The organism is Pararobbsia silviterrae, from assembly GCF_003628125.1.
Classification (GTDB): domain Bacteria; phylum Pseudomonadota; class Gammaproteobacteria; order Burkholderiales; family Burkholderiaceae; genus Pararobbsia; species Pararobbsia silviterrae.
The window spans coordinates 1-24,354 of the sequence record NZ_RBZU01000010.1; the positions used below are offsets into that span (position 1 = coordinate 1).

Below are 24,354 nucleotides of genomic sequence, written 5' to 3' on the forward strand. Positions count from 1 at the left end.
TCTGTTGACAAAATGGGCTCCACCACTCGATTTGGTGGGGCCTACTCTGGACACTCGCCGCTGCCATGTCGAGACGGTGATGGGGCAACGCTTACGCAGGCGCCGTGCCTCAGAGACGTCCATCCCGCCGTAGCGGCTACGCCAATTGTAGAAGGTGGCGTCGGAAATGCCGTGCTTACGACACAAGTCCGCGACCTTCATGCCCGCATCGGCTTCCTTCAGAACGCCAATGATCTGCTCTTCCGTGAACCGCGATTTCTTCATGACAAGGTTTCTCCTGCGGCCTTGCCACTAACTTTACAGCGGGATACTTCGACGGGGTAAGGTCAGCTCGTCGCTCGTCAGCGGACGTTTGCCAACAGCGTGTGAAGGCCCCTTCTTGCCCGAACTCGGCAGTTCAACGGCGGACCGAATTCGACCCAAGGCGGAAGTTCGATGAGGAACGGCCGATGACTGCTCCGCATCGAATAGCGGTCGGTCGTTGAGCCACGACGAACGCTAGGCCCCCAGCCGGAAGCGCCAGCTTGAGCTCTCTCGCCCGGCATCGCAGCTAATGTGCACGACTTAGAGCGAATAGCCGTTCTTCGCCGTCTTCAAGAGAGATTGCCCGTAGCTGCTCGGTTGCTTGATCTGCCTGCTTGCGAACACGTTAATGTCCAGGGCGAGCTTCCCACGGGCAGTGGTGATCTGTTCGAGGCCTACCGGCGTCAGAACGAGGTAGCAACCCTCGCCCCATATAGACTCCGCATCGATATCAACCGGGCCGGCGTCACGCCACCAATGGAGCTTTGCGACCACAGTTCCGCTCGCGTCAAGGAAGACGCTGGGTTCTTCGTCATGCGCGCGCCAGCGAAGCCTTATCAACCAGTTTGGGCACAACGCGAATGGATAGGCTGCTGCGTCGAAGCCCGTGTCCACGGAGCAAACAACTCGCCTTACCAGCGTCGGAGCCAAGTCATTGTCGAGGGCGACGTGCTGGCCTAGCCACACAGCGATTGGCAATGTGGCATAGCACTGGCCGAAGTCCTCACCATCAGTTTGTGCCGAGGGTGCTCGAAATCTGTAGAGGCGCTGCTCTGACAGGCGTGGCCTGAATACTTTGAAACGCGACACCTCAGCCACGACTTGGCCATCGTGGTGTGCCGGGAAGGCCGCAACGTCGCTGTCGACCTCGTCAAGCCACTTCTTATCTCGCTCAGACCAACCCGCATGTCGGTCAAACAGCGGCATGCGGATCCACTCTGGGCGCACTCGCGGCAACTTCAGCGGCCGAGGCGGAAGAGGACAACCCAAACGCTCCAACAGCGTCGGCCTGTAGCGGCCGTTCAACTTGCCTGCTAGCCGCAGTTCTCCCGCGACATGGCGAAGAGCGGTAATTGCAATGTAGGCATGGGGTTTCAGATATGTGATCTGCATGTCGAGGGCGCGAAGTTGAGCCTCAAGCGCTTTGACAGCAGAAGGCCCGAATGCCTCGAGTCCGCCCCAATCTTGGATGAGCATCGCCGCGCGTTGACGGATTGTCATCTCGTCGATGCCTACCGCTTGCGCAAGGTACTGTGCTGTCGAGCGCAGCATCTGGGTCCAGCCAAGCGGCGACTCGACTCGCATCGCACCGGTTCTCTCGTCCTTAAACGCATGGTCGCCCTCTGAGGGGGCCTCCAGTTCGAGGCTATAGAAGAACGGCAGTGGCTTCGCGTCGATGGAGGCTGCCACTCCCCAAAGATACGACAAGAGCGCGGCTGACTCTGCTACCGAAATATCTCGGTGACTGACCAACGCAGCCACGGCAGTGCCCAGCTCAGGCGCAAGGCCCGCGCTGTCAACAGCCAGCAGCGTTCCGAGCGCTTGCAGGGGGGCATCGGAATCGCCGGTTAGAAGCCGCCGCATAAGGGACTCGAACAAAGCTTGACCGTATCCGGCTTGCCCCGCCAAGCGCAGCGCGCAGTTGCGAGCGTGTCGCTGAACGTCAATAACGGGGAGCCGATAGGCAAAGTGCAGCAAGTCCTCCAAAAGATCCGTGTCGCTGAGCGGTAGCTCGCTCGGCTGGAATGATCGTCCCAGCTGGAATTCGCGAGTGCAGGCCATCTGCTCCTCAAGCAGCGACCAGATGGCCGGCCAGTCCGGCGTCGCGCTGATTACTGGCAATATCGAATCCAGGTCTGTCAGCAGCGACTGGATGCTCTCCTCGCCCGCCGCCACTGAATCGACGATGTTCTCGAAGGCGACAGGGGACGTGGATGGCCCCTCCAAGAGCTTCTTGGCCTCAAAGTAGAGGAACTTGCCGCCACCCATCCATTGGCTCCAGGCGCTCCAGGGGTTCTTGCTTGTCGCGTAGCCCTGAATCAGCTTCTTGGCGTACTCAATCTCACCTGCCGCAGCTAACCGCTTCACCATCAGGAAGCGACAGCGTGCGTCGTCCCGCAAGACTTGCCAACGCTCAAACATCCTCCGCACTGGATGAAGCGGAGCTTTCTCGGCCAGATATCTGAATCGGTACGGAGCGTTGTAGTTCAGTTCGTCGCCATCCGCATCAAACTCGAGCTCAAGCTCCTCGAGAGTGGCCGCAGAGTCATACTTGCTGGGCGTAGACGAGTGTCGAGGTTCCGGCGCCTCTGACATCCATCGGGCTACAGCGGCTTCAACCTCCGCAGACGAGAACCCATGTCTTCCGGCCGCGGTGCGAAGGCGTCGGAGCAGTGCGACCCTCTCGTGTGCTCTGCTGACTACCTCGATCGCCCCCAATAGCATCAGCGTGAGCGGCTCAATCTGGCCGGGGCCTGCCGCGTCGGCGGCGGCGTCGATGAAGTCGCCGACGTGATACGGATCCCGGTAGTGCGGTTCCATGTAGAACGGTAGGCAGAGCCCGCACCAGACGGTAGCGCAAGGCAAGACGAAGTCAGGGCTTCGCCGGGCCATCCCCGTCATGAGCAGATCGACGCGGTTCGGCCAGCCAATCAGATGCCAATCTGCCAGTGTCTTTGACACCTCGAAGCCGAAGCGAGGCCCGACCTGCATCGCTTCCTCAATCAGCGACATTGTCAGGCGGTGCGCGGCCGACGACCCTTCCGTTTCGGTCATGCCGCCGACCTGCCGCATCAAGCTTGAGAGCCGCTTCACACGGCTCTCCGGGTCAGCGGTGTTCGCAAGGACCAGGATGTCCCGCCAGATTGCGTACTGTGGATCTTTTTTGGGAGCTAGCGCATAGCCAAGGCATTGCTCGGGAACTGTCGCCAGCAACTGCTTCGCCCGTTCCACGTCTCCAACCGCAACCAACTCGATGGCCAGATCCGCCAACCCGTCAATCTGTTCGCTCGGAGTGCTTTCTCGAAGCTCTGTCACGAGCGCGTTGAGCCGGTCGACGGCCCCCGCACGGTCACCGTCAACCCGATACGCATCGACGGCCAACCTGCGCCGCAGGTACGCAGTCCCCCCCAGCGTCGATGAGGCGATGGCTGCATCAATTTCTCGAAGTACAGCGCGGTACTCATCCTCGCCACATTTGGCGCTGAGCCTCAGCAGCGCTTGCGCCAGTATGGGGATCGCTTTGAGGGCCTGCTGGATGCGATATGACTCGCTGCTGCCGGCTTCTGACGTTAGACGTAGCAGGTACCCAAGGGCAACGCGGGCTTCGGCCTGGATGCTACCAGCCGGCACGGTCGCGTTGTCGGCGTCGGAGCGACCTAGAAGCACGCCTATCGCCGAGGCGTGCTGCTGGAACGGACGAAGGAAGGAATGTTTGGACGGAGTCGCGCTTGGCCGTGGCTTGTTGAGCAGCATGCAAAGCCGCGCGTGATGCATTACCGCACCGACCAGATCACCCAGCCCAGCCAAGTCCGTCTCGTCGTCGCACATGGAGATCATCGGTGTGACCAACTTGTCGAACAGGGCTTCGGCTAGGTCACGACGGCCAGCTTGGAATGCAATCAGTGCCATACGGCGGCGGTAGCCGTTTGGCACCTCTTCGAAGCCGGGAAGGGCGACAGCGGCGTCAAATAGGGCAAGCGCTTGCGCAACTTCGCCATGCCGACTTGCCACAAGCCCTGCGCGAACCATTACAGACGGCTTGTCTTCGTTGTCTACCCCGAGCTCGCCGCAGAGTTCTTGTGGATCGGTGCGAACCTTCTTAAGGAGCGTCGCCTCTGCGGCTTCCCTCCTCAGATGTTGGCGCAGCGCGCTGACAGTTTCTGGATCCAGCTTATCGCGCTGGCGTAGCCCCTCTGCAGCGAGGTGGTCAATCGCTGTCTGGATCTGCTCGGTGTCTCGGAAATGAACGACACGCCTTGCCCACTTCTCAAATTCGTTGATGTTGTGTTCGTGCCCGTGGTTCTGGAACTTGGACGTATGGAGCTGCGATAGTGGTTCGAGGCTTTCAAATAGCTCCTTCGCTCGCTCGAAGTCGCCTCGCACCAACAGAGCGTCGACAACCTCGTAGCCCTGGCTGGGGAAGTACTGCACAAAAGAGACGGCTGAATCGATGTCCCCGACTGCCAGCATCGCCAGGGGAAGCTGGTTGGCATACTCAAGGGCTGTTTCGCGCCGGCCCACTTCGTCACTACACAGCAACAGCCGTGTGAAGGCGGTCGCATCGTGCGTTCCACGCACTGCTAGCAGAGCCAGCCGGATATCGGCGTGGATCTCGGCGATAGAGCGCCCGTCAGCCAGGTGTTGCCTGAAGCGAGCGGGCACTGCCAGCGCAAGCACATCGGCACCGTCGCCGGCACGGGCGCGGTAGCGCAACTCAAGCCACCGCTGCGCCGATTCGTGCGGCGCGTTCTTCGCCAGTTCGGCGAGGTCGCGGTACACGCGCTGGGAATATTCGGCGTCGACGCTACCGAGGCGGATTCGCGGATGGGCGATGACGAACAGCCTGAAGCTGTTGTGGAACACACTCCATCCCTGGGGTGAACTGCGGAGCAGGTGCTGTGCAACGACCAGTGCTCGCTCAATCGCGGACTCCTTGACCACCGTGGCCAGCAGTTGCAGGTCCATGGGTGCCTCGGCCCGGGCGATGAAACCAAGCACGTCCATGGCATCGCTGTCGCTTGCGATTTCGCGCCAGGCGGCGGTATACACGGTCTCAATGTCACCGTCGAACGGCATCCCGCCACTGAGCAGGTGCTTGCGGCCGGCTTCGCCCGCGTGCAACAGCGCCTGAATCAAGTAGCGCGTTGCCAGCGGATGGCCATGCGTGAGCTTGCTCAGCTCTGATCGCGGAATGTCGGCAGGCAGGCCAAGCGCATCCGCCATCCGTGCGACCTCCTCGCGGTCGAGGGGGCTCATGAGAACCAGCCGCTCGTTCTTCTCCGCTTGTTCCTTAACTGCGGGCTTCAGATTCGCGAGATCCAGCCTCTGCGTGCCGAGGACGAATACAACCCCATTTGGGATGGCCGCGGGAAGAGGTAGCTCGCCCAGCAGCGAATTTGTCGGCCGCTCTTCGCGAGGCACATGGTCGAGCCCATCGACGACGATGATCGTTCGGATCCCGTCGCGGTCGAAGCGTTCCCCAGCCTGCCGCACCAGAACGCCGAACTGTTCGCGTCGCTCATGCAGCGAGTCATCGCGAAGACGCAGTCCAGTCAAACCGCTGTTGCGCAGCTGCGTGCCGACATCGGTCAGAAAGTTATCCGCCTCTCCGCGACCCACGCCCTGGGCAGCGCCAGGCACGTACGCCAGGTAGCGGACAAGCCGGATGTTTGCTTCGGTGGCCAGCGCCACCTGTAGGAGGGTCGATTTCCCGGAGCCAGGCGGACCTATGAGTGAGACGTAGCCCTGACTGGTGGTTTGCAACGCGGCCAGCAGCTTGACCTCAGTGCCGCGGTTGCGTTGGACATAGGCACCGACTGGAAACCGATGGATGAGCAGCGTCTTGGCGGGATCGCGCCAGCCAAGCTCACGAAGCAGCTCATCACGCGTCCACCTGTCCTTGTCGCGTGCGTCGGCGACTAGCTTAGGCAATACGCTGGCAATCTCGGATGCCTGTCGCGCCTGCTCGGCGTTCAGCTTGTGCGACTGGATGAAGTCTGCCGCAGCTCCGCATACAACACGAAGGCTGTGCAAGAACTGTTCGAAGTCGTCATCGTCCAGACCGGCTTCACGGTGCAGGTGGTCGATCAGTCGGCCCCATTCCGGCATGTGCCAATCCGCTAACGGCCGATTTGCATGCTGCTGGAGCTCCTCAAGAAATGCCGCGCTGTGGGGCGGCGTACCGTCGCCTGGCTTGTCAGTAATCGACGGAAAATCATTGACAACCAGGCGAATCTCGACTCGGCTTCCAGTGTTGTCCTTGCGCAGGCATTGCCAAGCATGAACCAGGGGCTTCAAGAGGCCGTTGGCGCCAGTGAGCAGCGTCTCAACAGTGAAGGGTCCAGGGAACTTGGACGTCTTGAACTGGTGGCCGACCACCAGGCCATCGAAGCCGAGTACCAGGTCGTCGGCAATGCCCGCGTTGCGGTCGGCGACGCCGATCCACATCAGCTCGTCGCGCTCGAGCGCTGCATAGACTGCAGCGCCTGCCCTCTCATACTGGCCGATATATCCACGGAGTGCTCGGCGCTCGCCTTCTGCTGGCGCCGTGGCAGGAACTGTAGCGGTGGATGGGTTCGGTTTTTTGTGCTTGTTCGGGGCCATGGAAATGGATTGGGTAGTTGGCCGGAACCAAGAGACCTGCGTCAGCATCACCCTGGCGTCCATCACCAGATGGGTAAGCTGATGACTCACCGACCGCCGTTCTGCAACAAAGTATGACAGGCGCCGATGGCAGCGGTCATTCGCGAGGTTGGTCGTGAATAACTAAGATCAGTGTGAAGCCGTCGCTCAGAAGTTCGCAGCGACAGGCAGCTCTTGGCCGAACTCGGCAGTTCAGCGGCGGACCGAATTCGACCCTGAAAAGACATTCACGATTCGACAACGAACGTCGGTTTCACGTCTCGATGCGGCCACTCGCGCGCGTCTTTGCCGAGTTGGCAATTTGCGGCAGATATTGTCTCAAGGTCATATCTCACGACGCTCGAGAGGCCAGTCCAGATACCGCCTGGTATCAACGTGTAGGGGATGCTTACGACTTTCGAGGACGGTGATATTCGCGAAGTTCAAAAAACGAAATCAACCATGGGTGTCTACCCACGCACGTGCCCAAGCAAGCCCAGCTTCTATTGCGGCGGCTTCGTCGTAAAAAACATCCAGCACGCCGGATGCTTCCACCAGCCGGCGATCCTGCATAACCGTACCGCTAGCCGCGTAACCGTCCCGCGATTGCAGCTCGTCCCGCCGTGCTATCACGTGTCCCCACAACTCGTAGCCTTTATATATTTCATGCTCCATCCAAGGCACTCCAATTCAACACGGTTCATTTCGTCGTTGTCGACGCCTGAGTTGAAAGAAAATCAGACGCTGCAATCGTGGCGCCCTTGATTTCCCTGGCTGAGATCGCTGCCACATTGCTTGTCGAGAACGCGCGTCAACTCGTCGAAGTCGACCGGCTTGGGCAGGTGATAGTCAAAACCGGCATCCAGTGAGGCATCGTGTTCGTCCGTCGACACGCTCCCGGTGACTGCGACGAATATAGTGTTCATCGAATTCGAAACGCCACGAAGCGCTCGCATCAAAGCGAATCCGTCGACTTGCGGCATGTGCAAATCGATGAGAGCAACATCAGGAGCAAATTCGGAAAACTTTTCGAGCGCTTCATGTGCGGTAGTCGATGTCTGGACGATATGTGCCTCGAGCGCAAGCAAGGCGGCTAGCGCTTCGACGGTGTCGACATCGTCGTCGACCAGCATGATGCGGCACGGTGTGACGCGCTTGCGCGATGCATCGAGTTGCCCCGGTTCATCAGGCTCATCAGCGACGATGGGCAACAAAATGGATACCGTCGTGCCCGGGACCTGTTCGTTGTTGCGGATCGACACCGTGCCTCTGTGGGCTTCGACTAGATACTTTACGAGTGCAAGGCCGATTCCCAGTCCTCCTTCGCGTCTGACATGAGCGCCGGCCTGGGCGTACATGTCGAATACCCCCGGAAGGTCGGCCACCGGAATGCCATAGCCCGTGTCGCTCACGGTCAGGCGGACGATGCTCGCCCTCGGACCCAACATCTGCCCGGCCTCGCGCTCGAGCGAGACTTCCAATTGAATCCGACTCCCTTCCGGCGAATACTTTGCAGCATTGCTCAGGACGTTTTCCAGTACCTGCGTCAGGCGGACCGCATCCGCTATGACGTAGACCGGTGCCTCGGGTGCAACGACTAACAGGCGATGTCGCCGGATATCGACCATCGGTGTCACGGCCGTGACGGCATCCTTCACGATGTCTCCGAGTAGACACCTCGCGAGCGTCACTGAGACTTTCCCGCTGCGCAGCCGCGATGCATCGAACAGGTCCCCGATGAGCCGTTGCAGGCGTGCCAACTGGCGTGTTGCTATATCAAGTGGTTGAGCGGCTGCTGGGCCTGGCGCGAGACGTCTTAGCGTTTGCAGGGCGGCGCTCACGGGGGCCAGCGGGCTGCGCAGCTCATGGCTGAGTGTCGCGATGAATGCATCCTTGTGTCTTTCCACGTCCCGAATTGCGGCCTGTGCGGCTTCCGACTCGGCTGCGCGTTGCTCCGCGATTTCCTTCAGTCGTGCCACCTCCATCGCCGCGCCGGTGAAATCGGCCAGACTGGTCAGCAATCGCAGATCTTCTGCATCAAAGAGCGCAGAGCTGTCGTGCGACATGACCCAGATTGCCCCCCAGGGGCCGTTCTTGACCGGGATCGGCACGAGCAATGCCTCCACTACCGGGGGCTCTATCAGTTCTATCGAAGAGAAATATTGCTGGGGGGCGCGGAATAGTTCCGGCCGCCCCAATTCGAGGGTGATGCCGCAGACGCTGTCATCGAATGGGCGATACGTGTTAAGCAGCGGTACGCAATGCCCCGCAAGCGCCGCCCATCTGAAGCTCGCTGGTCTGCCGGCCGGCGACTCCAGCACGCTGATGCCGGCACTGCCGGCATTGCACAGCCGTGCGGCCTCGCGCGCCAGTAAATCAAGCATGGCGTCGTCCGAACTGGCCAACGCTCGCGCCAAGCCGCGCAAGGCGTTTGCCTCGGCTTGGTAATCCGGGTCTCGCGACGCCCGTGTCAATAACTGGTCGGTGATGAGCGACTCGCGCCGCGCGTCCCGGACACTGCGATTGGTAGGTGTTGGCATGCGATGAAGCGGTCGTCTGACGGCGACAAAGGAAGCCACAAAAGCCTGCGCGCCACACACGCCGTGTCGGTTACGTCACGCGACACCGGTGAGGTAACTTAAAAACCTTTCCGGGGCTCGTTCACGGTCAGTGCGTGCGCCACGTGATCAAACACCTAAATGATAAATGTTCCGGCTCGCAGTGCAAACGACATCGAAAATGCCCGACACCGGACTCCAACGGAGTATTGCCTCACGGTCGGGAACGAATTTTGCAACACTTCGAAGTTATGCTCGTGATCTGGCGACAGTTGTGAAAACGATTCTGCTGGTTGATGACGACGCCAGAATTCTTGCTCCCCTTCGGGCCCTGCTGGAAGCAGAGGGGTACCGGGTACTTCTTGCGGCAAACGGGGAGGAGGCTGTCCGTGTGACGGATATTGAACATCCGGAACTGATTGTGACGGACTGGATGATGCCGGTGCTCGATGGCGTTGCCTTCTGTCGACACCTTAGGGCGCACAGGGCCACTGCTTGCATTCCTATCGTGATGCTCACCGCTGCGACGCCACCAATGTCAGCAGAGACTCTATGGAATGCACTGCTGAGAAAACCCGTACCGATAGCGCGTCTAATTGGCGTGATTCGCGACCTCCTGTCTCTCTCAAGGAGTGGTAAGCGCGGTTGACGGAATTGCAAATTGTCACCGCAGCGCCAACACCCTCAGCTACATGCAAAGTCGGCGCCCATCGATGAATCGGCCTAGGCCATGACAACGATGGTCCAGCCATACGCGTGGGCGTTTCCTGGGTGAGCACGCCAGCGTCAAGAATACTTTCGTACGCGACTCACAATCGCCAGCCCCTCACGAATCTGGTGCTACCCCGTTGGATCTGATCCAACGACCGAGCTCGGCTGTCTCATGATTCTCATCGGCACCGGACTGACGATGGGCAAGTTCAAAGGATTGACGGCCTAACCGAAGCTGCGTCGACGAGCACAACCGGGTTGGACTGCTCTCCGGACCAGCAGGCCACCCGTCGAAGCTCTCGCGACGAGGCACGGGCAGGCGAAACTCCAAAGCCATTTTCAGCGAACGACTCCTAGCCAGCCGCAAGCGGTCGTTTGTCGAACACCTTCGAGTGGCCGCGCTCGGTCCGATGCGACCGGCTCGACTCGACCCATAGCAGGCGTTTGATCAACGTCTCGGGACGTCTCAACCTCAATAGAATGCGGACGTGCGATTCCTCGATCAGAGGTTCGCTTGCACCTCGGGCCGTTGCACTGCGTAGAGCGGTCACTGGACGCGTTTCTCCGTGCGGCTACTTTTGGCCGACGAGCGCCTGCTCGCCAGCCAGGACTACGCCTCAGACCTCCGTTTGCTCAGCCATCTCGAGGGCGTCATCGACCTCGATCCCGAGGTAGCGGACTGTGCTTTCAAGCTTCGTATGTCCGAGAAGGATCTGCACCGCACGAAGGTTCTTCGTGCGCCGATAAATCAACGATGCTTTCGTCCGGCGCATCGTGTGCGTGCCGTACGCCGTGTCGTCCAGCCCGATGGACCCGATCCATCGATGAACCAACCGTGAATACTGGCGAGTAGAGATATGCGGTGAGTCGTGAATTCGGCTCGGGAAAAGATAGTCGCCCGCGCTGAGCTTCGCCTCGCGAATCCACGCCGCGACACTGTCGCGTGTCTGTTCCGTGACTTCGAACTGAACAGGGCGCTGCGTCTTCTGTTGCAGGACGGTCGCTCGTGGTGCGACTCGCTCTCCGTGGCAGACGTCGCGCACTCGCAGCTTGGTCAGATCGCAAGCGCGCAACTTGCTGTCGATGGCCAAGTTAAACATCGCGAGATCGCGTGGCACGCTTGCGAGCTGGAGCCGAACGCGGATCGCCCAGATCTCTTTCAACTTCAGTGGTGGTTTCTGCCCCGTGAGCTTCCCTTTGTTCCATGGCACGCGCGCCACGCGAGTGTAAGAGATGGAGTCCATGACTGCCTCCTTTCCGATGTGGGGGAGATCCGTCTGAACCTGCGCCGAGCGAACGCTGTCCGACCCAGTTCAGACTTTCGTTGTTTCGCCGAATATGTCTGCAGCCTTCCGCGAAGCAGTCATTCGTTGTCCATTCAGGTGCCGCGAGTGGGCCGTGATAAATGAAAATTCTGACGCCAACACGATTAGAGGCAACTCGACTCACTCTCGGAATAAACCACGACGGCCGAGAACCGAAGGACGTATAGTGAACTCGACAGCCGCTTCGACGTCCTCATCGCTCAAATCGGCCGTGCATTCATTCCCGAGACTCCGGCCACGGCATCAACGCAACGACGTGACACATCACTACCTCAGGTATTGGCGGTAGACTAGCTTCGCGTCAGCGTCATCAATACTTCGGCATACCATGCGCTATTTAGGCCAAGTGAATCGTCTGCGTTCAGGTCGCGACCACTCATGTCGATGCTTGAGGAGTGGACCCCAAGCAGTGCCCAGGGAAGCTCTCGGTTCGCTACGCTAAGAGTTTCGACTCGCACTACGACCGGCGCGCCGCTCGTGCCCCGATGCATTCGTGCATCTGTGACAAACACTCCCTTTCCCTGAAACCGGAACCCAAAAGCAGAAGCGAGAACGCCTTGCCTCGCGACGGCAAGATGATGAAGGGTGTCGTGAAATCCAAGAGGAAAGCCAACAATCAAGATAGAAGATCCGATCTCGACCGCATCACGCGGCACAACCAGATGCTCAGGCTCGAAGAAGCAAATGAAGGCGCTCTCGGGCAGCGCATTGCGATTGATCTCCACTACCGCTACGTCTATCGTTCCCTCATCGTCTTCAGCTTGCCGCCACAGTGCTTGCTCATTGCTATACAAAGGGATCGAGAACCACACGGACTGACCGAGATTGCAGTTGTCTATGTGCAATTCGATCTGCAGTGAGTCCGGCAGGTGCCTGCTGGCTTCGTCACACAATACATGGCGGCTTGTCGCAAGAAAAAGACGCCCCGATCTCTTGAAGAAGAAGCCGCTCGCGTTCGTAAGTACCTGTTGGTTTCTGAACGTTTTGATTCGCACGACGGCAAGTAACAACGAATCGGCTCGAAGGTCACCCCGATTTTCCTCGAACGGTTCCGAATTCGATGCCGCAATCCCGTGAGTTGCATGGGGAGAATCGTTGAGCATGACGCCAGGCCGATTCAACATCGAGATCAAGTCTCGCAGTGTTTCGTGCTCGGGGCCAGAGTTTTGGCCAGACAAGAAGGTCTCTAGGCTCATCTCGGACACCACGCCACCGGACGCTTGATTGGGTACGTGTTTTATCCGTAGCCCTTCACTCTGCGTGCGACTGAGCAGCCACTCGTCACCGTTCGAACTTGAATAGAATTTCACGATTCCCCTTTCTTCGTTCATCAAGAGATCATCGGACCGTACGAGGGCTGTCGCACGCTGTAGTGCAGTGCCCTTCTAGCGGTCCTTTGCGTTCTTCGTGACAGGCCTAATCGGTTTGGCTGGGAGACCCAATGTCGACAACACTACGGGCTTCTTAGGTTGTTTGGGTTTTTTCGGCTCGCGATTTCCCCGAAGCTGGCCTTTCGCCATGATCGTCTCCAATATGCACCCGCCGACGGTCGGAGAGTGTGCCCCAGTGTGGACCGACGCACGCGTTCTGTCGCGCGATACTTTGTAAGTAGCGAGCGCATCGATTCGAACAGCGCACGGTGACGACACCAGTCGGTGGTTTTGATACCGCTGAATATCGATTGACAGTCGTCGATGCTCGGCCGTACAGTGGGTCAGCAGCATCCACAAAAGAAGATCGTTTCGCATGGCATCCGCGCCCATCGCGCGTCGGGTAGCATGACCTCACTAGGTCTTCCGTAGATCGCAAGGATATTGACCTACGATCACGTCCAGTACGTCGCAAATGCGAGTCCCTGCATTCCCCATTCGGCGTCTGTCACCGAGTCTGTGGGACGCACCGGTGGCCGCATTCGGACTACGTCGCTCGCACGACAACGAGCAGATTACCCCGCTATTTCGAGCAGACTTGTCCGCGTGGTTACAGCGCGACTCGATGTGCTTAGGTTGTCGTTCGCTAAAACCACGTAAGGGAGAATTTGGATACAGAACGGACATTCGCCAGGCACTGGTCAATGACACGTCGATTTTCGAAGCGAGGGGCGCGTCCATGGTGATTCCGCTCGAAGCCGCTTGTCCCTCTTCTCCTATAAAGCTTGACCAGCCCGTGGCGCTAGACGCCTCCGCGCCAGTCGGACTGTTGTGTGTCACTAACGCTACGACAAAACTGGAGACGATCATGACCAAACGATATACACCTTCCACCTTCACCGATGAGCGAATCCGACGGATTCGTTCTTCCGATGCTGTGCGATTCGAAGCGCGTCAAAAACTCTGCGAGCGGCTCGATCCAAGCGTCGCAAAGTGGCGATATCTACCGGACACAAAGATCGTTCCTCGCGAAGACTAGATCTCCGACGCGCGTCCACATCGTTTGCCGTCAGCGCGATTTTATAATTAGCAAGTATTCGCTCGCCGGACCATTCGGTCGCGTGCGCCCATCTTCCGCGCATTGCAATGGCCCGTACTCGGACGAAGCTTCAAAAAAAAAGCGTGCGCGGCCAACCGCTCGCGAATAGCAAGCTTGAGGTGGATAGCACGCGTGCTCGAGCGTGGTGAGACGTCAATGCAAGACGTCACGCATCAATTCGAGGAGCGCTTTGAGAGCGACTGGCTTGATCGCGAGGCGCTCAAAAAGTGCAGCATCGGCGCGCATGGGCGTACCGGTCCACATGATGATCGGAAAATGCCGCGTTGATTCGTTGCTCTTCATCTGCCGGCAAAATTCCAATCCATCGATCCCCGGCATTCGATAATCGGTGATCACAACCGAGGGAAGGTTTGCCTTCGCCAACTTCAGTCCTTCCGCTGCATCGGGCGCGATCAAAACGGAAAAGCCTTGTATCTCCAACAGCAATGACCAGGTTTCCAACAGCTCGTATTCGTCATCGACCATTAAAACGCATGGTCGATGAGCCGGAGCAGAGTGAACGACGGCGTGGGACATTGAGGGCTCGCATTCGCGCTCGCGACGAGGCGCAACGAGCTGGTGACAATAGATGACGCACGACGCGTGCCCGCGATCAGTGCGGACATCAATAAAGTTGGGTGATTTTTTGCCACGGATCGTCGGAGATCCCTAGACAGCAGCGGGCGCAACAGCTACTGGGCCTTTGGATCATGTCGACAGCGGATACGTTTGGGACACTCAGCTAGATGCGCCAACACCACGCAGATCTGGCTGACTCGTTGCAGCATCGATCCATTAGCCCTTAAGTGCCTGGGCGATTCGCCAAACCCATCAGGACACCTTTCGTTCTTTTTCCGGATCAGTGGTAAAACACGAAGCGGTGCTCTGCGAGCGAGGCATCTAAGGAGCGGAGAGCCACACGTCGATCATGTCACATCTAATTTCGAGCGTTCGTTCGACGTGGGCGCGGTGCGTGCGGTGCAGGTCGACCACCAGTGCATACTGAATCATCGCCCGCACTCTTTCGGAGATGAATTCCTGTTCAGGCTCGCGGGCCTCAATCCACCGATTGACCACACTCCTGTCGACGACAATTCTAAGTGGGCGACTATGGCTCGGACGAGACGACGTTCCATCTTGGACCCACGAAATCTCTACGCTGTCCGGCCGCGTACTTTCCTGGAACTCCGCCTGTGGAGGAAAGTCGCTCCTCAGGACCAGCTCAAGCCAATCGGACGCCGATGACATAGAAAGGGTGCTCCCGCTGGATGATGCACTCGGTAGCTAGATCGCTGTGGCTCCTCGCGCAGAAAAAAATCGACATGCGATTGAGCCTGCCGAAGCATCGACTCCAGCGCATCGCTTGCCCATACCTCATTTGCGAAACTCTCGACGCACGAACCAGGAACAGGTATAAAGTCGCCATTCTTTTCGTGACCGATAAAGGCCTCATATCGGCGCTGGTCCCGCTGTTCAATCATGCAAATCCGAAGTACCAGGCCTCGATAGTTGAAATCTCGTTGGACCGCCATACCTTACCTCCTCGTCTCAAATTCGGGTTGAATTCCCGTTGTGCGCGAGCGCGTTAAAAATCCATGACGGAAACGCCACGCGTTTCACGGTCGATGACGTTTCTAGCGTGTTCGGTGGCGACTTGCTTTGCCTCTGACCACTCACGGCAAAGGCCGTGGTGTGGCACACGAAAAACCCGACTTCTGGCGATCCCACTTGCCTCGTCGCGACGGCAAATCTTGACAGCGACTTCGAATTCCGTCCTTTGGCGAATGGCGTCAGGTGACATCCCTGCTGCTCGTGCGTAGACGAGGGGGTAAATCTCAAAGCCGCGATAACGTTGTTCGCTTTTCATTTGTTCGTTGTCCTATGCGTGTGAAATCCTGCCGCCCGATTTCTTCCAACGAAAGCCTCGAACATAGCTTGCGATTGGACAAAGAACAGCTAACAGAAAAGATTGTGCGGAATGAGAAAGCGTGACCAGAGCAAGACCAGAGTGCCATTGGCTAACCGATGGCAAATATCGCTGCAGAAAAAATTCCCGGTCCGATTCTCGTGAGCCAAACAGTAATACCGGAATCCAGGCAACGAACAGTCAATTGTCGTTCGTTGATCTGAAGGAGGCGAAGTGCCTCTATCGGGGAGCAGCGCACACAAGGGCGCGACGGTGCGATCGTACGGGCGACCGGATGGCCAAACCAATCTACGCGCATGCAATGCGCACGTCAATTCCTTTCTCGGCGCGGTCAACTGCACTCGTCAGGGCAAGCTAGAACCCGAGGAGATCGGTTGGCCCGCATATTTGAAGATAGCAACACGCAGGTCAGATCGGATACGTTGCTGCGTAAATGCGCGTATCTGAGATCGCCTTGTTAGCCCTCTCACTATCATGCGTTCAGTTCAAAGCGATAGCCTGTGCTGGGGCAGGTAAAGACATGGATTGCAGAAGCGCTAATCGAGACCATCAGATCCATTGCGCGGGCACACCCGTGCCAGATATTGATTGACATTTTCGGGTCCACCACCGTATGGTGAGTTCGAAGCATCGAGATAGTATGACTTCAACCCACCCGCGAACGCTGCGCTCGCGGACCTAGCAATCAATCCAAGCTCTTGCACCTTTCGCATCGCGTCTATTCTGCGACTGGCTCCTGAGAAGCATGTCGATCAACTGCCCCGGTCTTATTCGCGGAGGTGGTGTGGCTGGTATCGTCCGATCAAACGGCTCGCTCGCAATTAGGCACGCCGCTTCGAACGATCATTTGGGTCACTAGGTCGACCAGCGAACCTAGTCTCAAGGGGCGCATGATGCCGACGCATCGATCTGATCACACAACGGCCCTCGCGAATGGCGAGGAATCGGCTCGAGCGATGCGGCTGTTGGGAGATTTGAGACTATCGCTGAGCCTGCGGTCCCATTTTTCGCGCGAGCATCATCGTTGCCGAATGGAACATAGCGTAGAGCTTGCCAGGCGCTCCTCGTATATCGGCAGCAGATTGTTGCCGCAAAACATTGTTGAGGAAGTCGACGAAACCATCGCCGCATTTCGTGCGCACCACTCGTCGACGGATCTTCTTCACTTCCTTCTGCTCCTAGTCGAATCGCTCGAAGCCCGTGGACGCAGCGCCGCAGTGTGCATTCTTGCGTTGCGGCTCGATGGATTGAGACTGCCTCCTGCAGCGGCGCACAAGAATCGAATAAAAAAGTGCGCTCCGATCACGCACGATTAGGGCGAACGTAAGTTTAGAAGCGAAAGCCCTTGTCGCTCGTCCGTTGCCCACCTTAGATGCATCGCTGCCGAGTCAATAAACAGGTGCGATGTTCGCGCCGCACCATGCGTCACTGCGATGCAGTCCGCATTTCTACCGTAATCGCTGAAGGACTGTTGATGAATCGTGCAGATGCGTCACCGTGGATTGAAACACTCGTCGAAAGCCACGACGAAGTTCTGGAGTTGTGGATAGGAAACGAATCAAAGCTGCTGCCGCAACGAGGATTAGCTTCCGCGGCCGAGATACGAGACCAGTGTTCGGCGCTTCTGTGCGTCATGATTGAAGCCCTTCAAAAATCGAATTCGTTCGACGCCGACGATGCGGCGTGGGCTCCGGTCCGCGCGCATCTTGCCGAAGTGTCTACACGCCAAGCACGACGCGGATTCTCAGCAATGGAGACCGCGACGTTTGTGTTCTCAATAAAAGCACCGCTCGTTGCACATGCTCGCCGTCTCATCGGCGATATGTCTAGTCTGTCGGCGCTGATCCGGTCATTGAGTCTTCTGATAGATTCTCTGGGCCTCCACACAGCCGAAACATACGGCCGCAGTCGCGACGAAATCGTCCGACGTCAGCAATTGGAATTGCTCGAGCTATCGACCCCTGTGATTCAGCTTTGGCCGCGCGTGCTGGCATTACCACTTATCGGTACGCTCGATTCCTCGCGCGCGCAAATCGCGATGGAGAATTTACTGCACAAGATAGTCGCGACTGGCGCGATCGCAGTCGTCATCGATATCACCGGCGTTCCAGCGTTCGATACGCTCGTTGCGCAACATCTTTTAAAGACGGTGGCAGCCGCTCGTCTACTGGGAGCCAAATGCGTGATTAGTGGCATGAGACCCTACACCGCGCAGACCATTGTGGATTTGGGTATCGATCTGTCGCAGGTGGTCACCAAATCAACACTGCGTGATGCCTTTGTAGTTGCCCTGAATTGGGCGCGCCGTGCGGCGATGACTCAGTGAGAAACGAGCGGTTTCCACCCGCGAGTCGTTGTACGAGGATTGCCAGGACCAAGCGCATCGTCGGCGCTCACCCGTACGTTTATCCGAAGCAACAGACTCGGGCTGCAAGTGAGCAGAACGGCAGGTCAACTATATTTAGCGTCGATTCAAGTGCGCAAGAACCTGAGCTGCCTCGCGGTCCGACTCGCAGATCGACATGCCACCCTCGTGCAGCAAGGCGCGCACCGACGAAAACGTCATAAATGCCTGCGTGTCGACTTCGTAATGGCGGTCCGAGATCAACGCATCAAGCTTGTCACGCGCGTCGCGCGGAAGGTTTCGCCGAATCAGATCGGAACCACGGTTCCTTAACTGCTCCACAAGATCATCCCTGTTCATCATTGCCTCTGTCTTTTTGCGACCCAATGCTCCGCAGACGTGTCGGCGGCAACGCATGTCACTCATCAGCGTCGAACACAGTGCAGTTCGCAGGACAGGCATCGATGAGCTGCTCCGCGTAAGCTTTCGACGCACGGTGCGCATCGCCGACCGTCCCGAACGGGGCGCTCACGTCCAGTTTGAATACCCGACTACGCGGCTCGGTCGCGATAGCGGCCGGCTCGCGGATTCGTACTGCCGCGTCAAATCTCGGATCATCGTTGCGGGCACGCTTGCCTACGACCTCCGTACGCCGATAGATAAGTAGCGTGACTTCCAACCCTCTGTAGAAGCGGGAATCGGACAATGTGGCTTCTCCAGTAAGCGGCGAATGCAGAGACTTGATGTTCAACGGGTACCGCTGCACAGCGAGTGCAGAACCCAACTGCAATCCATCAATCATCGCTCACGATTACTTTGCTCACACGACCTCGCGTTTCCGGCGGAAACCGCCATTTCGAGGTTTGCGTATCCAGACCGACACACATGTGTTGAAGCTTTTCCAGACGCACCGCTTCGTCTCGTTGAATCTGGGCTCGTTTGCGGTCTGCGTATTGCGCACCGACGGATAAGTTCGCCATAAAACCTCCAAATTGATCGCATCACCGGACTTACTGTGCCGGTTAGCTGCGAACGAAAAGCAATATGCCGAGCTTAACGACGTCGAGGCGCGTCGGACGGTGGCCGACTTGCTCCACGAACGTCCTTGTGCCGAAAGTTGATCCGGCCTTTCGTCAAGTCATACAACGACAGCTCGAGTGTGACTCGGTCACCTGCGAGGATGCGGATGTGATGCTTTCGCATCTTGCCGGATGCATAAGCACCGACGATGATCCCATTGTCGAGCGTTACCCGATATCGACTATCAGGAAGCACTTCATCGACGATGCCTTCGAGTTCCAGCAATTCTTCTTTGGCCAAAGGGGTTCCTTTTGAAACACGAGCTGAGAGATCACCTGACGGATAGGCACAACTCTGCCCACCCTGAAGTTGATCGGGCATGAAGACGACATCGAGTTCGGCTATCGCTGCTGACCCGCACCGATGTTGACAGGGCGAGCCGCGACGCGGGGCAGGACGCTCGTGCACGCGGAGAAGCACAAGCGTGCACAAGCACTCGCTCGATTTACTTCATCGGGCGAATCGCGCAGGGGCTCTACGACTGTCGTTCAATTTCAGATGGCCAACTCTCTTCCGAGTCGGCGAGGCGGGCGTTCGTGGAGAGGCGTGTACATCTCAGAGGATCAAGGCCGGCAGACTGCTCTTTGCCTTGCGAATGCTTAGACCCACAGTACGCGTCATGCCAGTCGCCGTCAAACGATTTCGGCTCGGTGCCTCGCCAATTCCATCGACTTTGCGCCACTTTCCCCGACGACGGCCGCTCACGTCCAAATCCGCTGGGAAACCTACGATTCCCCTGAGCGCAACGTTCATGATCGCGACGTAGCGCGGGTGCGATGACCGGAGGATGTAGATCACATTCGTGCGGCTATACGGTTTGCTTGCGAGCGACGGCGGACGAGCTCTGCGAGATAGGCGCGTCCGAAACCTCTACGGGCTGTCGTGCACCATTCCGCCGATTGGCTTCGATTAAGGTCAAAACTTCCGCCAAGCGATATGGCTGGTTCAAATCTGGAAGCAGGCACTTGTCCGATGAGACAAGGTAAGCCGTCGCACGCACGCCGCGACGATCACTGCAGCTTAGCGAGGATTGCCAAGCTCGCGGACCCGAACTCTCGCTATGACGACAGCCACGCGCAGCGTGCGACATATTTGCGCGACGGCTATTGAAAGGGGATATAGTCGTATCAACAGCGGTTTCAATTTGCCCGATCGCCAAATTCGGCCCTGTCTCCAACGTTCGGATTCGGGCTATGACGCAACATTCGCAACACAACGACCGACTGCCCTTGGCGTTGGCCACAGGGACGCCACGGGAAGCTGACCGCTTTCTGTTGCGAGTTCTTTGGACCGAGCGCGACCGTACGCTTTCCGATGCTGATGTCACGCGTTGGCGGGCGGCTCTCACTTCGCGAGGCGACGAGTTCGCGCGACACGCAATTTGTTGCTATTACTGGCTGCGGGAGCTTGCTGCCGGAACGCTCCCATGAGGGCAGCGACGCCAAAACGCGGCACTTCCGGGGCGCCCGGATTACGTTCAGCTGCGGACCTCTGCTGCGCCGATGCCCTTGGGCGCAAGCGACCCTAAAATGCCCTCCCAGACGTGCCCGTTTGCGACCGAATCGAGCTCGATACCAACGCTTGGTACTCGGAACATTGAAAACGAGCACGGTACATAAGACGCGCTCGTCCATCGTCTACTTCGCCAACGTCATTTGTGAGGTCACACGGACGTTGGAGCGGCCGAGAAGGAATCGCGGGCGAGCGACAGTCCGGCGCACGGGCCATATGCCGCTTCGCACGGTTTGGGCATCGCCATATTCCCGCTCGGAGCAAGACCCCGTCTCAAGATCGCATGCGGCCGCAACGACTTGCCCGCGTCACACAAGTTTCTATAATTATCCCGTCGGATATTGCCAGTCGAATGTTCTTGGATCGTGCGCATCGTGCGCATCGTGCGCGAGGATATGGTTCTGGAATGAATGTACTAATTGTTGACGACTACCGCGATTTTGTTGAAGTATTTTCACAAGTCGCGGAGCTATACGGGCACACCGCTTACGTCGCAACCAGCGCCGCAGAGGCGATGCATGCCGCGAAAATCATGCGACCTGATATTGTCTTCCTCGATATCGGGCTCACGGACGCTGACGGTATCGAAGTCTGTAGATTCATCCGAACACTCCTGCCTCGCCGATCCAGCCGGATCGTTGCTATTTCTGGCTACGCCGACATGGAAAGGGAGTGCGACCCGGCGCTGTTCGATGGGTTCCTGTTGAAGCCAATCTCTATGCACGCATTTGAGGCGTGGCTGAAGTAACGTCGACCTTCCGGAGGATTTCTGATCCGTCCTACGACGGCGAGCAGAATTGACTTCAGTCGAACTCGCTGTCATTCGTAGGGGCGGGCGGGATTCCGAGCGACAACGCTATTTTGCGTCCTGCAAACCCATACTGAGCGTGGCTCGCCGAGTGATCAGCCCTAACTCAGGCGCTCATTTCGGCGTCGGTTCGCGTGAAGATAACGGACACACGATTGGGTCGACCGAGCGGCCGTTCCTGGCCGGACCCGGCCCTACTCCGCAGGCTCAAATCGACGACACGAAACGGCGCAACGCGTCACACCATCGCGACGATGCTTCGAACCGCGGCGCGGCAATTTCATCGGCTGATCATTCGACTCACCGCAATCGAACCGACTGGCCTTGGCGCAACTGCGCGGCGCCAACGAGCGAAGTTGCACCGTCGGTCTCCGAGGCAGTCTGGGGCCTTATTCGCTAGCGTTTGCCGCCGGAGTCTTCTGCGATTCGACGAAACTTTTGAGTTGCGCTCCGATGTCCGAGAGAATTTCGTCGGAAAACGCGGTGTCTACGTCTCGCACGGCACGCGACAGCGCCATGCCCCCCACCATCGCAGCAAGCATCGTGACCGCCTGTGCCCTCACCGGCGCGGCGGTGGTGCTGTTCAAGCTCTGCGCGACAAGGTCGACATACTGTTGCAAGCCATCGCGAAAGGCCACGCGCGTGGTCTCAGGCTGCCTCCACACCTCTGACATCAGCGCCGCGTTCGGGCAGCCGGCTTCGGGATGGTCGCGATGCGCGGACGACAGATAGCGCTCGACGAACTCCGAGAATGGCAACCCCGAGAACTCGCGTAGCGTGTCTTCAAACGCGCGCCTCGTGGCCGCTTCGATCAGCCCGTCCTTTGAATCGTAGTGGCTATACAGCGCACCGTGCGTCAAGCCTGCCGTCGAGGCGACGTGCGCGACGCTGACCCCATCGAACCCGAGCCTTCGAACCTCTTCGGCTGCGGCTTTTGTGATGGCGTTCCGATTCTCGCTTGCTTGCGCCTTCGAAACCTTCATTGCTTGCTTCCTCCAGCGCCGGACGGATGTCCGTCAGGGGCTCTCTAATCATTACCGTTGCAATTTAACGCGTTCGTCGCCGCGATACAAGGCGCTCCTTGAACCTGTTCATCGCTACCAGGCCGGGCGCCCGATTTAACGCGGAGGCGCCTACGGCGCATCGCTCCCTCTAGCCGAGGGGTCCGCGCAGCCGAGGCGTCCGCGCGGCCGAGATCACGCGCCGAAGCCAACCGAAAGTTTTCCTTTCGGAATCGCTTGACTTTATTCATTGCGTTCGTAATCATACCATTCATTGCGATCATAATCATAAAGATGCGACCGCACCTTACAACCCACAGGAGTCGGATATGAATATCAACGGTTCGGTCGTACTGGTTACGGGCGCCAACGGTGGCATCGGTCGAGCATTCGTCAGCGAGTTGCTGGCGCGCGGCGCATCGAAGGTTTATCTCGGCGTGCGCAACGTCCATTCGGTCGACGACCTGCTGTCCACATCGGACAAGCTGGTTGCCCTCCAACTCGATGTCACGCGCCCGGAACAGGTCGCAGAGGCGGCAAAAGTCGCTTCCGATATCAATGTGCTGATCAACAACGCGGGAACGGCGACCTTTACGGGCGCCTTGTCGACGAACGACGTGTCCGGCGCGCGCGTGGAAATGGAGGTCAACTACTTCGGCGTGATGGCGCTCTCGCAGGCCCTCAAAGACACCCCCGCGTTTCGCTCGGGTGGCGCAATCATCAACATCCTTTCGATCCTCTCGCACGTGACGCTGCCGGTGGCCGGTACGTATTCGGCTTCGAAAGCTGCCGCGCTGCATCTGACGCGCACGATGCGCGCCGAGTTGAAGTCGCGTGGCGTTCCGGTCATTGCGGTGATGCCAGTGCAAACGGACACCGCGCTGGGCGCTGCGCTGCCCGAGCCCAAGCTGACGCCGCGCGAAGTCGCTGTAGGCGCGCTCGACGCGCTCGCCGCGGGCGAAGAAGACGTCTTCCCCGGCGAACTCTCCAAAGCCACCGCACAAGCATTCAAAGACAATCCCGCGGGCGTTCAGGCCTATATGGCCAATCTCGTGCACGCGATCGCCTGAGACACATGCGTCGTGACGACTGAAGGAGTGAATATGAAACAGAAAGTGGTACTGATCACGGGCGCTTCCTCCGGCATCGGGGACGCGACCGCACGGGCGCTCGCAGGCGCGGGATATCGCGTCTTTGGCGGTGTCAGGGCGCCCGGTGCGACGAGCGCGATACCGGGCGTGGAATTCGTTGAGATGGATGTCAAGGACGACGACTCGGTGCGCTCGGCCGTGGATGACGTGTTGAAGCGAGCTGGACGCATCGACGTGCTCGTCAATAATGCGGGGGTGTCACTGGTAGGGCCTGTCGAGGCAACCAGCGACGCGGAAGTCGCCGCGCTTTTTGACGTCAATGTCTTCGGCGTGCTCAGAGTCGTGCGCGCCGTGCTGCCCTCGATGCGCCGCGAAAAGAGCGGGCTGATCGTCAATATCAGTTCCGTGCTCGGGTTCCTGCCTGCGCCTTTTATGGGCCTCTACGCAAGCAGCAAGCATGCGCTGGAGGGGCTCTCCGAGTCTCTCGACCACGAAGTGCGAGGCTTTGGCGTGCGCGTCATGCTGGTCGAGCCCAGTTTCACGCGCACGAAGCTGGATATCAACGCCACGCGCACCGCTTCTGTTATCACGGACTATGAAACGGCTTTGCATGCAAGCGTTGACGCTGTTCAACAGCAAGTCAGTAACGCGCCTCCACCCGACAGCGTGGCCAAGTCCATCCTGGCGACAGTCGAAGGCACGTATCGGCTCAGACGGCCCGCAGACGGTCGGGCAAAACTTCTGACATTCTTGCGACGCTTTGCACCGGCGCCTCAGGTCGACAAAAGTCTTCGCAAGGCGTTTGGTCTCAACTAGCCACGTCTTGACCGAGAGGCTTGTATATTGGAAGTTCGTTCCGTATGCGACGACGGACATGCGCGGT

Annotated in this window: 18 protein-coding genes; 5 read left to right on the top strand and 13 right to left on the bottom strand. The window is 58.5% G+C overall.

What is annotated here, in order from left to right; translation table 11 throughout:
* The 4 genes from D7S86_RS30275 to D7S86_RS19855 all read right to left on the bottom strand — a co-directional run.
* On the bottom strand, positions 1 to 264 hold a 264-nt coding region (locus D7S86_RS30275), incomplete at its 3' end, for a transposase (protein ID WP_240648300.1).
* 300 nt (positions 265 to 564) lie between these two features.
* Positions 565 to 6,717, bottom strand: coding sequence for an ATP-binding protein (locus tag D7S86_RS19845; protein ID WP_240648301.1), 6,153 nt, complete (start codon positions 6,715 to 6,717; stop codon positions 565 to 567).
* Between the two features lie 384 nt (positions 6,718 to 7,101).
* On the bottom strand, positions 7,102 to 7,320 hold the full coding sequence (locus tag D7S86_RS30280) for a hypothetical protein (protein WP_121088610.1): 219 nt from the start codon (positions 7,318 to 7,320) through the stop codon (positions 7,102 to 7,104).
* A gap of 62 nt (positions 7,321 to 7,382) precedes the next feature.
* Positions 7,383 to 9,185, bottom strand: coding sequence for a hybrid sensor histidine kinase/response regulator (locus tag D7S86_RS19855; RefSeq protein ID WP_121088611.1), 1,803 nt, complete (start codon positions 9,183 to 9,185; stop codon positions 7,383 to 7,385).
* A 292-nt stretch (positions 9,186 to 9,477) separates the two neighbouring features.
* Between D7S86_RS19855 and D7S86_RS19860 the strand changes: the two genes are divergently transcribed.
* A complete protein-coding gene (locus D7S86_RS19860; protein ID WP_240648302.1) occupies positions 9,478 to 9,852 on the top strand; it encodes a response regulator in 375 nt (124 codons plus the stop codon).
* Positions 9,853 to 10,531: 679 nt separating this feature from the next.
* Here D7S86_RS19860 and D7S86_RS19865 read toward each other — a convergent pair.
* The 5 genes from D7S86_RS19865 to D7S86_RS29235 form a co-directional block, all read right to left on the bottom strand.
* On the bottom strand, positions 10,532 to 11,158 hold the full coding sequence (locus tag D7S86_RS19865; protein WP_121088613.1) for a tyrosine-type recombinase/integrase: 627 nt from the start codon (positions 11,156 to 11,158) through the stop codon (positions 10,532 to 10,534).
* Positions 11,159 to 11,529: 371 nt separating this feature from the next.
* Complete coding sequence (locus D7S86_RS19870) at positions 11,530 to 12,570, bottom strand: S1 family peptidase (protein WP_121088614.1); 1,041 nt, start codon at positions 12,568 to 12,570, stop codon at positions 11,530 to 11,532.
* Positions 12,571 to 13,861: 1,291 nt separating this feature from the next.
* A complete protein-coding gene (locus tag D7S86_RS19875) occupies positions 13,862 to 14,245 on the bottom strand; it encodes a response regulator (protein WP_121088615.1) in 384 nt (127 codons plus the stop codon).
* A gap of 1,048 nt (positions 14,246 to 15,293) precedes the next feature.
* Entirely contained in the window at positions 15,294 to 15,575 is a 282-nt protein-coding gene (locus tag D7S86_RS29230; RefSeq protein WP_147432401.1) for a hypothetical protein, read from the bottom strand.
* Between the two features lie 1,040 nt (positions 15,576 to 16,615).
* A complete protein-coding gene (locus D7S86_RS29235; RefSeq protein ID WP_147432402.1) occupies positions 16,616 to 16,801 on the bottom strand; it encodes a hypothetical protein in 186 nt (61 codons plus the stop codon).
* A 308-nt stretch (positions 16,802 to 17,109) separates the two neighbouring features.
* Here D7S86_RS29235 and D7S86_RS19885 point away from each other — a divergent pair, with 308 nt between their 5' ends.
* On the top strand, positions 17,110 to 17,961 hold the full coding sequence (locus D7S86_RS19885; RefSeq protein ID WP_121088617.1) for an STAS domain-containing protein: 852 nt from the start codon (positions 17,110 to 17,112) through the stop codon (positions 17,959 to 17,961).
* A 135-nt stretch (positions 17,962 to 18,096) separates the two neighbouring features.
* On the opposite strand, the gene D7S86_RS19890 is transcribed toward D7S86_RS19885, so the two are convergent.
* From D7S86_RS19890 to infA, 3 genes are all read right to left on the bottom strand, one after another.
* Positions 18,097 to 18,342 (bottom strand): hypothetical protein, encoded by a 246-nt coding sequence (locus tag D7S86_RS19890; protein WP_240648303.1) that lies wholly within the window; start codon positions 18,340 to 18,342, stop codon positions 18,097 to 18,099.
* Positions 18,343 to 18,397: 55 nt separating this feature from the next.
* Complete coding sequence (locus D7S86_RS19895; protein ID WP_240648304.1) at positions 18,398 to 18,763, bottom strand: hypothetical protein; 366 nt, start codon at positions 18,761 to 18,763, stop codon at positions 18,398 to 18,400.
* Between the two features lie 269 nt (positions 18,764 to 19,032).
* Positions 19,033 to 19,299: a translation initiation factor IF-1 gene (gene infA / locus D7S86_RS19900; RefSeq protein WP_121088618.1), complete on the bottom strand. Its 267-nt coding sequence runs from the start codon at positions 19,297 to 19,299 to the stop codon at positions 19,033 to 19,035.
* Between the two features lie 1,678 nt (positions 19,300 to 20,977).
* Between infA and D7S86_RS19905 the strand changes: the two genes are divergently transcribed.
* Positions 20,978 to 21,319, top strand: a complete 342-nt coding sequence (locus tag D7S86_RS19905) for a response regulator (protein WP_158602037.1) — start codon at positions 20,978 to 20,980, stop codon at positions 21,317 to 21,319.
* Between the two features lie 449 nt (positions 21,320 to 21,768).
* Here the strand turns inward: D7S86_RS19905 and D7S86_RS19910 are convergent, their stop codons facing one another.
* Positions 21,769 to 22,362 (bottom strand): TetR/AcrR family transcriptional regulator, encoded by a 594-nt coding sequence (locus D7S86_RS19910; RefSeq protein ID WP_121088620.1) that lies wholly within the window; start codon positions 22,360 to 22,362, stop codon positions 21,769 to 21,771.
* A gap of 347 nt (positions 22,363 to 22,709) precedes the next feature.
* Between D7S86_RS19910 and D7S86_RS19915 the strand changes: the two genes are divergently transcribed.
* Both D7S86_RS19915 and D7S86_RS19920 read left to right on the top strand, forming a co-directional pair.
* Positions 22,710 to 23,450, top strand: coding sequence for an SDR family NAD(P)-dependent oxidoreductase (locus D7S86_RS19915; RefSeq protein ID WP_121088621.1), 741 nt, complete (start codon positions 22,710 to 22,712; stop codon positions 23,448 to 23,450).
* Between the two features lie 33 nt (positions 23,451 to 23,483).
* Positions 23,484 to 24,287, top strand: a complete 804-nt coding sequence (locus D7S86_RS19920; RefSeq protein ID WP_121088911.1) for an oxidoreductase — start codon at positions 23,484 to 23,486, stop codon at positions 24,285 to 24,287.
* Positions 24,288 to 24,354: the final 67 nt, after the last annotated feature.